The organism is Leifsonia sp. PS1209, assembly GCF_012317045.1.
In the GTDB taxonomy this organism is placed as follows: domain Bacteria; phylum Actinomycetota; class Actinomycetes; order Actinomycetales; family Microbacteriaceae; genus Leifsonia.
The window spans coordinates 2,068,529-2,081,177 of the sequence record NZ_CP051154.1 but is presented as its reverse complement, the minus strand read 5'-3'; the positions used below and the strand labels follow the sequence as shown (position 1 = coordinate 2,081,177).

The following is a 12,649-nucleotide window of genomic DNA, read 5'->3' as shown; positions in this document are numbered from 1 at the left end:
TTTGTTCCTTTCACTGGGGTGGGTACTCGGTTGTGACGTAGAACGGGTAGACCGCGGCCACCTGGCCGTCCAGTTCGATCTGCCAGCGATAGCCGGCGCCTGCGGCGAAGTGCAGGCCGGAACTGAAGTTGGCGGCGATGACATGGGTGGCGGGCAGCACACCGGCCGGCACGTCGATCCCGGGCGACGCGCCAGCGGTGAACCGCACCGTCCTGGCGATCCGCACCTCGATGCTGCCGCCGTCCCCGTCCGCGATCCGGACGCTGTCGCCGTTCGCGGCAGCCAGTGTCAGCTCGACGATCACCGGATGCGCGGGGCGCGTGGGCAGCGCGACCGTCGCCCACACCGCGAACGGCACCGACGCGGTTCCGGCCGGCGTGACGGTCAGGATGCGCAGCCCGGCCCCGACCATGTTCGCCTTGCCGGAGTCGTCCACGTTGACGAAGTCGGCGAGCGTCATCGACACCGTCGCCGGGAGTTCCGGCGACAGCGGTTCAGGTCGCGCGTGCATGAGGGGAACGGCTCACAGGGCGAACAACGCCCACTCCGGTCGGCAGAGGCGACGCTCCTGACCGGACTGGTCGACCACCCACTCGTCGTGCGTGCTCGACACATAGGTGGCGAGCAGCGTCTCTGCCGCCCACCCGTCGGCGCTCCTGGTCCACCGCACCAGGTGGATGTTCTCGCCGCAGCGGGGCGCATTCCCCAGCGGGATCTCGAATTCCGTCATCGTTCCTCCCGAGCGTCACGGTCGTGTCTTCTGCGGATCAGTAGCCCGGCACCGAGCAGCGCGAGCGCCAGGATGGCGACCGGGAGCGTGTCGGAACCGGTGTCGGAGAGCGCCGGAGCGGCGGGGTCGAACGTGTTGGTGACAGTGATGTCCACGGGCACGGCGTCGCCGACGGTGACCACCCCGACCGAGCCGTCACCGTCGTTCGGGGTGATCGTGGTGCGGTCCGCTCCGCCGTCGGAGCTCTCGGTGACCCGGCAGGTCGCTCCCGCCGGAAGGTCCGTGTACTCGGCCGTCAGCGATGTGGAGCGCGAGAGCGTGCGGTCGGGGCCGCCGGGGATCGCGACCGGCGCCGGCATCCCGTCGATGGCGGCGGTGCAGCTCAGATGGACGACGAAGGAGCCACCGCCGCGTTCCCCCGCCCCGTCGCCGGCGATGACCTTGTGCACGGTCAGCGAGCCGACGTCGAACGTGTTGACGACGTTCAGCGTCACCGTCTCCCCCGCCACGACCAGGGTCGGGCCGGCGGGTTCGCCGTTCTCGTCGAGCACCTGGGAGGACGTCGCCCCCGCTGCTCCTGTCTCGCGCAGTAGACAGACGGCGTCGGCGGGAAGCAGCTCGTAGTCCGCGGAGTACGCGGTGTCCGCGCTGAGCGTCCTCGTCGCCCCGCCCGGCACGACCACGGGCGTCGGCACCCCGTCCACCGGATGCACGCAGGCCAGCGCCACGGTGAACGGTCCGGCGCCGTACAGGTCGGCCCCGTCTCCCGTGCGCACCTTGTCGACGTGGATCGCGCCGGTGAGGAACGTGTTGGTGGCGGTCACGGTGACCGTGTCGCCCGAGCCGACGGTGACCTCGCCCGGTGAGACGACGGACGCGTTCGCTCCCCCGGCGCCCGGCTCTGTCACGGCGCACACGGAGCCGGCCGCGATCCCGGCGACGACCTTCTGGAGCGGCTGCGTGCCGCCGAGGGTGACGTCTCCGTCCCAGGTGCTCCGCGATCCGGATGCGTCGTCGAGCGTGCACGACACGTGCAGCACGAAGGGGCCGGCGCCGAACGCCGCTCCGCCCGCGCCGTCGACCACCTTGACGAGGCGAATCGCGCCGACGCCGAACGTGTTCGTGACGGTCACTGTCGAGGTCGGGTCCGTCCCGGCATCCGGGGTCAGCACGACTGTCGTGCTGTCGCCAGCGGTCGGGCCGGTGGTTCCTCCGGAGGTGACCGTGGTCGTCGTAGTCGAGGCAGCGCCCTTGGCGTCGGTCTCCGTCACCACGCAGGAGGCGCCTGCCGGGAGCCCGCTGAGCGTGAGGGCTTCCCCGTCGGTCAGGTCGGCCGTCATCGGCCGCAGCGGTCCGTAGCCGTCGGCGTACACGGCGGCGCCGAGGAAGGTGCAGTCGACCGTGACCGTAAACGGGCCGTATGCGATGGGGGTGCCGTCCTGATCGACCGCGTTCGAATCGACGCTCTTGACCACGACCAGACCGGCGAGGTCGTACACGTTCGTCACCGAGATCACCGGGACGGGGTCGGTGCCTGTGCCGACGACGACCTGGGTCGCGGTGCCGGAGGTCTGGCCGGCGTCGTCCTCGACGACGGTGCACTCGGCCCCCCAGGGCAGATCGTCGACGGTCACAGGGGTGCCGGGCGTCAGGGTGACGGGGATCGGGTCGAGAGCGACGCCCGCCGACACGCAGCGGAGCTCGCCGGTGAAGGTGGCCGGCGCGTAGCCGGCTCCGGCGCCGGTCACCTGCTTGATCACGGAGACCGGGCCGGTCGCGAGGGCGACGCCCACCTTGTTGCCCTCCGTCTGCGCGGTCACGGTCGGCGTGGCGCCGACGAGCACCCGGCCGGCGACGCCGACGGTGTTCCAGGCGATCGGGTCGTCGAGCCCGGTCGGAGGCACGGCGGGGGTCCTGGTCGTGACGTCGATCGCGATGGCGCCGCCCGGCGCGATGGTCGGATCGAACGTGACGACGAACTTCAGCCCGGTCACGGTCGTCGGGTCGACCGCCGCATCCCAGGGCGTCCACGCTCCGGGCGGGCACGCGACGCCCGTCGTCGACAGGTCGTCGGTGCACGGAGCGGCGTCCGTCGTGTAGTACTGCGCGAGGGTCGCGCCGGGCGGTGCAGAGGCGAGCACCGCACTGCCGGTGTATGTCGGCCGGAACTCCGAGCCGCGGGGCAGCGGGGTCAGCACCCCGGTGTCTCCCGGCGTCGGCAGCTTGTCGATCGCCACCATCCTGTCCATCGGAAGCGTGCCGGTGTTGATCAGGTTGAGCCGCCACACCTCGGTGCCGCCCGGCTTGGTGATCGGGACGCACGGTCCGGCGTAGAAGCCGTCGGCGTCGGGAACGCAGGTGACGGCCGGGTTGGTGGACTCCACGCCCAGCTCGGTGTCCGTGGCGCGGACGCCCTTGATGCCGCGGAGGGCGCCGGCGGTCTCGACGGTGACGGTGGTGTCCGTCGAGCAGGCCCCGGTGGCGGGGTCCAGGGTGCCGCCGCAGCTGTCGAACGGACGGTCGCCGGCGACGCTCAGCGTGTTCGTCACGTTCGTACCGGCCGCGAGCCCTGTGCGGAACATCAGCGCGATCGTGATCGTGTACGTCTGACCGACTTCGAGCACCGTCCCCAGCGGGAAGGTGAACTGGATGCGCGCTCCGGCCTGGCTGACGGTCGCATCCACGTCGGCGGGATCGGTGGGCATCGGAGGTCCGCCCGGGGGTGCGGGTGCCGCCCCGGCCAGGGCGTAGCTGTACGGGCTCGTCCCCGGGTCGGCGAACGGGTCGAAGACGAGGAGCGGTCCAACGGCGTCGGTGGGCAGCTGGTCGGTGATCACCGGGTCGGTGACGGCGATGGCGCCGGTGTTGGTCACGGTGAGGGTGTACGGGATGACCGTGCCCGGTTGCTGCACGCCTGCGGGCGACTTGGACACCTGCACCGCGCTGGTGGCGTGCAGGTACTGCACGATCGCGGTGCTCGAGTCCGTGGCGGTGTACGGAGGGCCTCCCGTTTCGAAGGTGCCCTCCGCCAGGGCGTCGACCGTGTTCGTGAAGGTGCCCGCCGCGCTCTCCCCGGGCGCTGGAGCGTTCGTGGAGAGGTCGCTCGGCACCGGTCCGCCCGAGCGGAGGTCGGCGCGGCGTTGCGCGCTGATGGCGACGGTCTGCAGCGGAGACGGCTGCAGGAGGTCGCCGTTCAGCTGGGTGAAGACGAAGCGGATGCCCTCCACCTGGTCTGCAGTCACCCCGGCGGGGAGCGGTGACGCGTTGGCGTCTGCCTCCGTCTGGCGCACACCGAGGATCCAGGTGCCCCCGTCCGCCTCGCAGTCCGCCGTGGGGTCGCCGAAGCTTCGGCCGGTGCACACGTCGATCTGGACCCGGTCGATCGGGGCCGTGAGAGCGAGCGGGGTGGAGAAGCCCACGAAGTCGAACGCGTTCCAGAACGTGCCGGAGGCGTCGGACAGGGTGATGCGCCTCGCCCGGACCGTGCCCCCTGGCTGACCGGACATCGTGACCGTGACCGGAGAGTCGTCCGGCTCCGTCTGCTGAGCGGGGACGATGGTCTTCGAGGTGGCGACGGTCAGGACGCCGTCGGCGAGTTCGATCGACCCGGAGGCGTTGGTGGTCGGGCTTCCGCCGGCGGCGCCGCCCTCGTCGCTCACGCCCGCCTGGGCGACGTTCTCGACCGGCGAGAACTCCGCGGCGGTCACCGGATCCCCCGACGTGCGCCCTGTCGCCCGCAGCCGGGTGTCGAAGACGACCGTCGACGCCTCGCCCGCCTGGATGCGCCCGGTGTGGACGACCCGCAGCGACACCACGTCCGCGAGCTGGGCCGGTGTCAACGCGAGCGCGTCCGCGATCGAGTATCCGGTGGTCACTCCCCCGGCCGTCGTCAGCTCCACGGTCGAGGCGGTGGCCCCGGCGGGGACTCCGATGCTCTCGAACTTCACGAGGTCGAAGACCTCGAACGGGGTGGATGAGCTGCCGGGCGCCGGATCGCTGATGGTCAGGTTGTCGACGCTGGCCGCCGTGGTGTTGGTGGCGACCAGGGTGATCCGGCCGGACGGGTACAGGGCGGGGTCTACGCCGGCCTGCGGCACACCGAGCGGACCGCCCTCCCACGTCTTGCTCAGGGTGACGTTGAGGGGGACGTCCAGGAGCCGCACGATGTCGGCGGCGGTGTCCGTGACCGTCGAGCCGTCGACCGACGACGTGCCGGTTGCCCGGGCGGTGTTCTCGATCTCCCCCGCTGTGCCCGTGTTGTAGAGGCGCGTCGCGATGACGGGGTCCGGCGTGGTGACGGGCGCCCTGACCTCGTCGCGCAGCTGGAAGGTGAGCACGATGGCGCGGTCGTTGCCCGTGGAGCGGGCGACGCCGGAGCCGACCGGCGGAGCCGTCGGGTCGCCGGCCGATGCGCTCGCGCGATCGGGGCTCTCGGCGTACGTCATCCGCATCCCGACCGTCGACGCCTGTTCGGCTGCGGTGAGGGTCAGGCCGGGGAAGGTGCCGATGCAGGCGGCGGGGCAGGGGTCGTTCGCCGCGTCGACCCAGGCCGTGCCGTTGTAGAGCTGAACGGAGGTGACCTGGTCGTAGATCAGATGCGGGTCCTGCGCTGCGGTGATCGCCGGGATCCCGACGAGGTCGAAGGCATTGAACACCGAGTCGGACAGTGCGGTGGTCGCCGGGTCGGACGGGTCGGAGATCACCATCGTGCCCAGGTTCGCCCTGCCGCCGGTCGACCAGTCGAGGGTGGCCGTCGTCTGCGCCTCGCTCCTGGCCGTGAGCACCTTCGGGGCCGCCCAGCTCTTGGTGAGGAAGTCGTCGCCTCCAGGAAGTACTCCGGCGATCAGGTCGACGACGGGGCACGGCGACGGGATCACGGCCGATGCCGATTCGCCGCCGACCCCTGTCGCCGAGGACGCCGCGCAGTTCTCGATCGTCTCGTCGGTGCCGGTCGCGGGACCGCTGCCATCGCGGAGCTGGTCGCGCAACGACATCGTCACGTTGGGCTGAACGGTGGTGCCAGGGGGGAATCCATCCGGTGCGGTGTAGACGAAGCGCAGGCCCTGGATGTCGTCCTGCAGGTCGGCCGGGATGTCCATCGAGAACACTGTCGGCCCCGCGATGCCGACCGCACCGGGCAGGTCGACCCACTGTGTCCCGTCCCAATACTGGATGGTCAGCGTCGAGCCGGCGGGAACGGCCGTCTGCGTGATCGCCGTCGCGTCGAAGTGGTTCCACCAGTCGGTGAGCGCCGGCGGGTCGCCGGGAGGGTCCTGCACGACGATGGTGGTCGCATCCACGGTCGATTGCGGGAACGGGCTGGTGGAGGCGGGCAGCTGCACCGTCACGAACTCTCCGGCGGAGGACGCGATCTCGTTCGGGCTGATCACCTTGCCGATCGTCGTGTCGAGCCGCGAGGTGTAGACCGTGAGATCGGCGGTGGCCGTCGCCGTCCCGGTCGTGCCGGACGCCGACGTCCCATCGACCGTCTGGCTGTTGCTGATCGTGGTCGAATCCGTGGTGATCCCCGCGTCGGTGTCGAGGGTGAACGGGATGCTCGCGCTCGCACCGGGAGGGATGGTGCCCGTGAACGTGACGGAGAACCGCGCGACGGATTTCGCCGGGTCGGGGGCCGGGATGCTGTCCGGCGTCGTCGAGGTGAGCACCTCGTCCGTGCCGTCCGCGTAGTAATAGTGGACGCTCACACCGGTGGCGCCGTCCGGCCACTCCACGCCGCTCGTGAACCCGGCGAACGACGTCCCGGCGGGGAAACCGTCTGCGAAAGGATCGGCGCCGGTCAGTGTGGGCTCGGTGAAGCTCAGCTCCGTCAGCGGGACGGCGCTCTGGTTGGTGCCGCCGATCGTGACCGTCGTCGGGTCTCCGGCGACGATCGGGTTCGGATTGAACGACTTCGTCGCGGCGACCGTGACGACGCTGGACTGGATCGTGTAGTCGGCGGAGGCGGTGCCGGTCGCGGTGTCCGTGCCGTGCGTCACCTCGCTCTGCACGGTGTTGTCGACCACGAACGCAGCGGTGAGGTCGGCGACGTCCGGCCGCTGCACCAGGTTCACCTCCACGGACCCGCTGGCATCCGCGGGGATCGGCTCGCCTGCCGAGTTGCTGAACGTGATCCTCACCCCGGAGACGCCGTCGGCCGGGACGCCGCCCGGAAGCACGGCGGTCGGCCCCGGGGTGCCGAGCACCCACTTCGTGCCGTCCCAGACATCGACCTGCACCTGATCGGCGGGAGCGGGGAACGTCACGGTGCCGAGCGAGTCCAGCGCGAGGTGGTCGAACGGATTGGGAGTCGCCGTCGGGTCGGGCGGATCGGTCAGGACGATGCTGTCGACGCCGGCATTGGAGGTGTTCGTGCCGGTGAGCGTCAGCGTCGTCGGGGTGCCGGGGTCGGCGGGAGCGCCGGTCGGATCGAACGATTTACTCGCCGTCGTCGCAAGGTCGAGGGGCACGATCGGTGTGACGCTCGCGGTCGAATCGGCCGGTGCCAGCTGGTTGGTCGCCGTGAGCTCCGCGGAGTTCGGGACCGGGATGCCGCTCGCCTCGAACGGCAGGTCGTCCCGCGCCCGGACGGTGATGGTCACGACGCCGGTGGCCGACGCCGGCAGCCCGATGGCGCCGGGCGGATCGTCCAGCGGCGAGTTGAAGACCACCGTGACGTCCTGACCGGACACCTGCGGGGTCTCCGCCGACAGCCCGGTGCCGACGGACACGCTGACGACCTCGAACGCGCCGGGGACCGAATCCGTGAGGGTCGCGTTCGTGCATCCGGTGCCGATGTCCACGGCCGAGCAGCCGACTTCGAGGGTGTAGGTGAACGTCTCCCCCGGCGCGACGGTCGTCGCCGACGCCGTCTTGGTGAGCGTGAGCTCACTCGGCCCTTCCGCGGCGGCGGGGGCCGCGGCGACGGGGATCATCGCGAGAACGAGGAGCGCAGCAAGCGCACCTCCAGCCAGCCGACCTGCCCCTGATCGTCTCGCCGAGCGCATCATGACACCGAATCCCCATTCGCTTCGTCACGCGCTCCGAACTATACGAGGATGTACAGAAACCCTCTAGACCCCTCTTTCCACCCCAGCGGATTCGGGACCGGTCAGATCCGGATCGGAAAGGTGGCGAGAAGCACGACGCCGAACAGGGCGAAGGCGATGGCCGTGCCGATCAGGACCAGGCGCCCCGTGCGCGGGATGGCGCGCTGCGACATGGCGGCGAGGAAGAGCACCAGCGCGAACATGACCGTGAGCAGCGAGTAGTTGTCTCCGCGCGCGTTGTCCGTCAGTGCGGCGTTGTAGCGCTCGTCGGCGCGGTCGTTGAGCTTCTTGGCCTCCGCCGTGCCGGGAGGAACGTAGTCGGACCGGACGAACGGCCCACGATCGACGCGTCCCTCAGCGGTCCAGGCGTCGAAGGCGACGGCGAACTCCGGCGAGAACCGCGCCTCGATGTAGTCGACCAGCTGGGTGTCGCCGCGGGCGTCGGCGAGCACCCACTGTTCGAAGACGCCCTGGTCGAGCGCCCGCGCATCCCGTGCCTGGCTGGCATAGTCGCCGGCCTGCACCCTGGCGCTCGACGCCTGGCTGAACGCGATGGACATCTCCCCGCCCCACTTCGAGGACTCGAAACCGCACCACGCCGTGAGCACGGCGACCGTGGAGAGAACGATGACGGCGATGGTGTCGACGGTCGGCCGGCGCCTCCTCCCCACCCGCTGCGGCGGTGCCTCCCCGGTCACGGCGCCGCTCGGCTCCTCCATCGTGCTCCCCCTTCTCGAGTGTTCGAGATCGAACAGGTCCTGGATGCGCTCAGCGCGTGAAGCTCACGTGGATGACAGCGTACGGTCAAACGGTTTCCGCGGTCCAGGGTGCTGGTGTGTGAGCCATAACGGCGGAGTCGTAGGGCGACACGCCGCTGTACTCTCCGCACAAGCGGAGTCCGGACCGCCGCGCGACCGCGTGTCCGCTGGAACGGAGACGGCGGCGTCCGCTGCCGCGCATTGGTGAGGACGGAAGAACGGCCCGAATGCTCGCGGTTCTCCGTTCGGGCGGAGAAACGGGCGGCGCGTCGCGCGCGTTCTCCGCGTGAACTACTCGCGGCCGGACGCGCCAGCGGCCGGTGTGAAAGGCTGGCGGTATGCCGTCGCCGCAGTCGTTGAGTGAAGAGGACCGCCGCATCGTGGCGGTGTGGGCCGCGGACTGCGCGGAGCGGGTGCTGCCGCTGTTCGAGGAGGAGGCGCCCGACGACGACCGGGCCCGGGATGCGATCGCACGAACCAGGGCGTTCGCGCGCGGCGAGCTCGGGGCCGCCGAGGAGATCCGTCGCCGGTTCGTGGCGGGTCGCGCGGCGAAGGCGGTCAGCTCGCCGGCCGCGGTCGCCGCCGCGCGGGCGGCAGCGCAGGCGGCCGGCGTCGCGCACATGGGCGCGCACGCCCTCGGCGCAGCGGCGTACGCGGCCACGGCGGCGGCGCTCGCCGCACCGGAACGACCGGATGCGCTCGACGCCGAGATCGCCTGGCAGCTCGCGCGGCTGAGCGCGGAGGCGAGGACCGCCCTCGCGACCCTGCCCCCGCTCGGCCACGACTCCGCCGGGCCGCTCGGGCCCGGGCTGCTCGCCTCCGGCCTGCGCGGCGAAGTCATCCGGCGGCTGCAGGCTGCGGTGGCGGTGGGCGCCGGGGACTGACCTCAGCCCGCGGCCACCTCCACCCGCCGCAGCTCCCCCGCCGACCCGAGCTCCAGCACCTCCGTCAACCCGAGCCGCGTCAAGAACCGGTCGTCGTGACTCACCACCAGCACCGCGCCGCGGTAGGCGGTGAGCGCCGTCACCAGCTGGTCGACACTCACCAGGTCGAGGTTGTTCGTCGGCTCGTCCAGCACCAGCAGCTGAGCGGGAGGGTCGGCGAACAGCAGCCGGGCGAGCGACACCCGGAACCGCTCGCCGCCGGAGAGCGTGCCGACCGCACGGTTCACGTCGCTGCCGGAGACCAGCAGGCGGCCGAGCTGGTTGCGGAGCTGCGCATCCGGAACCTGGGGCGCCACCGCACGCAGGGTGTCGAGCACGCTGCGCGACTCGTCGAGTCCGGTGAGCCGCTGGCTGAGATAACCGACCCTGTCGGTGTGCAGCACCCCGCCGGCCCGGCCGGACTCAGACGCGCGTCCGGCGACCAGGTTCTCGAGCAGCGTCGTCTTTCCAACACCGTTCGCGCCGACGATCGCGATGCGCTCCGGACCCTGCACGATGATCGTGCGGTCTGTGCCGTGCAGTTCACCGATGCGTCGGCCGGAGGGCACATCCGGGTCGGGCAGCTGCAGGCTGATCTTCTGGTCGGGCCGGATACGCGCCGCCGCCGCCGCTCTGTTCGCCTTCGCGGCGTCCAGCTTGTCGTCGAGCCCGGCGCGCAGTTTGCCCGCGGAGTTCTCCGCCCGGGACGCCAGCCCGTTCATCAGGATCTTCGACCCCTTCTTGTTCTCGTTCGCGGTCTTCGCCGTTCGCGCCCGCTTGGCGAGCTTGCTCTCCGCCTCTGCGCGCTGGCGGTGTTCCGCCTTCACGGCGTGCTCCGCCGCCTGGGCAGCGAGCACGGCGGCCGCCTGCTGCCGGTCGAGGTTCTCCTTCCACTGGCTGTACGGGCCGCCGAACACGGTGAGCCTGCCGTCGTAGAGTTCGGCCGTCTGATCCATCCGGTCGAGCAGGTCGAGGTCGTGGCTGACGACTACGAGGGTGCCCGGCCAGGTGTCGAGCAGGTCGGCGAGCATCCGTTTGGCGTCGCGGTCGAGGTTGTTGCTCGGCTCGTCGAGCAGCGTGATCGGCAGGCGCCGCACGCGGAGACCGGCGATGGCGATGAGCATGACCTCGCCGCCGGACAGGGTGCCGACGCTGCGGTCGAGGTCGGCGGAGCTGAAGCCGAGGCGGCGCAGCTGCTCGTCGGCGCGGGACTCGATGTCCCAGTCGTCGCCGACGGTGTCGAAGTGCCGCTCGTCGACGTCGCCGCTCTCGATGGCGCGCAGGGCGCTGACGATGGGCGCGATGCCGAGCAGGTCGGCCAGCGTCGTCGCATCCCGCCAGGTCACGGACTGCGCGAGATAGCCGATCTCGCCGGTGGTGCTGATGCTGCCGCTCGTGGGGGTGAGCTCGCCGGCGATGAGCCGCAGGAGCGTGGACTTGCCCGCTCCGTTGTCGCCGACGAGGCCGGTGCGGCCGGAGCCGAAACTGCCGGTGACGCCGGCGATGGCCGGCTCGCCGTCCGGCCAGGAGAACGAGAGGGTGGACAGGACGATGGATGCGTTGGACATGGATCCCCTAGAAGTGCGCGCTCGACCGAATGCGGGAGCGGAATGATCAGAAACCTGCCCGCGTCCCGGCGGATCGCCGGTGTGCGGGTTCGACGGCGTCGCACGTCGGCGCTGCCCTGCAGAGGACTCCCCTGCCGAGGGCTGTGCGCTGACGCTGCTGCGGGGCCGCCACCGAGAAGTCGGTGGCTAGGCTCTGTCGATTTCGGGGATCAGCACAGGGTCCACTGTAACGGTATCCCTGCCCATCGCAGGCACCTTGTATGGTGGGCCGATGAGCGTTCCGGAGACCTGGATCGAGCACCGCCGCTCCGACGGCGAACTGCTCGGCTGGATGGACCAGGACGGCGACGGCTTCGTCGCCGTCGACCTGCTCGGCCGCCGGGTGACCGGTGTGGTCGACTGGCTCGACGCCGAGGAGCACCTGGATGCGCTCGGCATCGGCTACCTGGCCGACCCGTTCGAACTGCGCCTCGACGACGGCCGCTGGCTGCGCGTGCGCATCACCGAGGTGTCGACCGACGCCATCCGGGTGAAGAAGGACGACTGGGGCGACATGAACGCCCCGCTGGTCGAGTACACGGTCGGGTTCCCGCTGCCGGACGGCCTCCGTCCGATGGGGCCCGACCGCACGGTGTCTTTCCCCGACGGCTTCACCTCCGCCACGCCGTGAAGCACGATCTCCGGAAGGAGCTCGCCAGCTACAGCGCAGCACGCGGACGGTTCGACGTCGTCACCGTTCCCCCGTTGCGCTATCTCATGGTCGACGGCCACGGGGACCCGAACACGGCACCCGCATACCAGGCGGCACTCGCAGCGCTCTACCCGTTCGCGTACAAGCTCAAATTCTTCAGCAAGAACGAGCTCGACGAGGACTACACGGTGATGCCGCTCGAAGGGCTCTGGTGGGCCGACGATCCTGTAGCGTTCACCACCGGCAGGGACAAGTCGCTCTGGTCGTGGACGCTTTTGAACCTCATTCCGGCCTGGATCACCGACGAGCATCTCGACGCCGCGCGCTCCGCAGCGGCCCGCTCGGTGGGCGGCGCGGCGATCGACGCGGTGCGGGCGGAGTGGCTGGACGAGGGGCTCTGCGTCCAGACGCTGCACGTCGGCTCGTACGACGACGAGGCGCCCGTGCTGGATGCGCTGCACACGGAGTTCGTGCCGGCCAACGGGATGCGCATGGTCGGCCTCCACCACGAGATCTACCTGAGCGACGCGCGGCGGACGGCGCCGGAGAAGCTGCGGACCATCCTGCGGCAGCCGGTGGCGCGCATCCCGAGCATCCCGAGCATCCCGAGCTGAGGCGGTCTGCGGCCGGGCGGCCTTGCGTCTCCTCCCGTTCCCGCATACCGTTCGAGCCGACTCCCCCACCCATCGACCAGAGGAGAGACCATGCCTGCAAACCCGGCGGACGAGCTGTCGCCAGCGGAGAAGCGCGAGGACCAGCTGACCACGGCCCCGAAGTCCACCGAGAAGGATGCGAAGCCGCGCATCAGCACCGAGGAGCCGGAGCCCGGCGTCACCAGGATCGACATCCGGGACGACGCGAACGCGCGGCCGGGGAAGCCCGACACGGAACGAGGCTGACGCGGGCGTAGGCTCGAAGTCCCGTCCGGAAGGC

At 70.9% G+C, this 12,649-nt stretch carries 9 protein-coding genes; 4 read left to right on the top strand and 5 right to left on the bottom strand.

Features of this window, described 5'->3' with window-relative positions; all coding sequences use genetic code 11:
* Nucleotides 1-10: 10 nt before the first annotated feature.
* The 4 genes from HF024_RS09895 to HF024_RS09880 form a co-directional block, all read right to left on the bottom strand.
* On the bottom strand, nucleotides 11-511 hold the full coding sequence (locus HF024_RS09895; protein ID WP_168689440.1) for a hypothetical protein: 501 nt from the start codon (nucleotides 509-511) through the stop codon (nucleotides 11-13).
* A 12-nt stretch (nucleotides 512-523) separates the two neighbouring features.
* A complete protein-coding gene (locus tag HF024_RS09890) occupies nucleotides 524-730 on the bottom strand; it encodes a hypothetical protein (protein WP_168689439.1) in 207 nt (68 codons plus the stop codon).
* Complete coding sequence (locus HF024_RS09885; RefSeq protein WP_168689438.1) at nucleotides 727-7,662, bottom strand: DUF5979 domain-containing protein; 6,936 nt, start codon at nucleotides 7,660-7,662, stop codon at nucleotides 727-729. The genes HF024_RS09890 and HF024_RS09885 overlap by 4 nt, the downstream gene beginning before the upstream one ends.
* A 176-nt stretch (nucleotides 7,663-7,838) precedes the next feature.
* Nucleotides 7,839-8,495: a hypothetical protein gene (locus tag HF024_RS09880; protein WP_247597069.1), complete on the bottom strand. Its 657-nt coding sequence runs from the start codon at nucleotides 8,493-8,495 to the stop codon at nucleotides 7,839-7,841.
* A gap of 377 nt (nucleotides 8,496-8,872) precedes the next feature.
* On the opposite strand from HF024_RS09880, the gene HF024_RS09875 reads away from it, so the two are divergent.
* A complete protein-coding gene (locus tag HF024_RS09875) occupies nucleotides 8,873-9,418 on the top strand; it encodes a putative immunity protein (protein ID WP_168689437.1) in 546 nt (181 codons plus the stop codon).
* A 2-nt stretch (nucleotides 9,419-9,420) separates the two neighbouring features.
* Here HF024_RS09875 and HF024_RS09870 read toward each other — a convergent pair whose 3' ends face one another.
* A complete protein-coding gene (locus tag HF024_RS09870) occupies nucleotides 9,421-11,025 on the bottom strand; it encodes an ATP-binding cassette domain-containing protein (RefSeq protein ID WP_168689436.1) in 1,605 nt (534 codons plus the stop codon).
* 271 nt (nucleotides 11,026-11,296) lie between these two features.
* Between HF024_RS09870 and HF024_RS09865 the strand changes: the two genes are divergently transcribed.
* The 3 genes from HF024_RS09865 to HF024_RS09855 all read left to right on the top strand — a co-directional run bounded on the left by HF024_RS09865 (nucleotide 11,297) and on the right by HF024_RS09855 (nucleotide 12,615).
* Nucleotides 11,297-11,695: a hypothetical protein gene (locus tag HF024_RS09865; protein WP_168689435.1), complete on the top strand. Its 399-nt coding sequence runs from the start codon at nucleotides 11,297-11,299 to the stop codon at nucleotides 11,693-11,695.
* Nucleotides 11,692-12,330 (top strand): GyrI-like domain-containing protein, encoded by a 639-nt coding sequence (locus tag HF024_RS09860; protein WP_168689434.1) that lies wholly within the window; start codon nucleotides 11,692-11,694, stop codon nucleotides 12,328-12,330. The genes HF024_RS09865 and HF024_RS09860 overlap by 4 nt, the downstream gene beginning before the upstream one ends.
* 90 nt (nucleotides 12,331-12,420) lie before the next feature.
* Nucleotides 12,421-12,615 carry a multidrug transporter gene (locus HF024_RS09855; RefSeq protein WP_168689433.1) on the top strand — a complete coding sequence of 65 codons (195 nt, stop codon included), beginning with the start codon at nucleotides 12,421-12,423 and terminating at the stop codon, nucleotides 12,613-12,615.
* The last annotated feature ends 34 nt before the right edge of the window (nucleotides 12,616-12,649 follow it).

Excerpts from the sequence above, each read along its gene's own strand:
- HF024_RS09880 (WP_247597069.1), bottom strand. The coding sequence starts at position 8,495 with ATGGAGGAGCCGAGCGGCGCCGTGACCGGGGAGGCACCGCCGCAGCGG.
- HF024_RS09890 (WP_168689439.1), bottom strand. The coding sequence starts at position 730 with ATGACGGAATTCGAGATCCCGCTGGGGAATGCGCCCCGCTGCGGCGAG.
- HF024_RS09875 (WP_168689437.1), top strand. The coding sequence starts at position 8,873 with ATGCCGTCGCCGCAGTCGTTGAGTGAAGAGGACCGCCGCATCGTGGCG.
- HF024_RS09895 (WP_168689440.1), bottom strand. The coding sequence starts at position 511 with ATGCACGCGCGACCTGAACCGCTGTCGCCGGAACTCCCGGCGACGGTG.
- HF024_RS09865 (WP_168689435.1), top strand. The coding sequence starts at position 11,297 with ATGAGCGTTCCGGAGACCTGGATCGAGCACCGCCGCTCCGACGGCGAA.
- HF024_RS09885 (WP_168689438.1), bottom strand. The coding sequence starts at position 7,662 with ATGATCCCCGTCGCCGCGGCCCCCGCCGCCGCGGAAGGGCCGAGTGAG.
- HF024_RS09870 (WP_168689436.1), bottom strand. The coding sequence starts at position 11,025 with ATGTCCAACGCATCCATCGTCCTGTCCACCCTCTCGTTCTCCTGGCCG.
- HF024_RS09855 (WP_168689433.1), top strand. The coding sequence starts at position 12,421 with ATGCCTGCAAACCCGGCGGACGAGCTGTCGCCAGCGGAGAAGCGCGAG.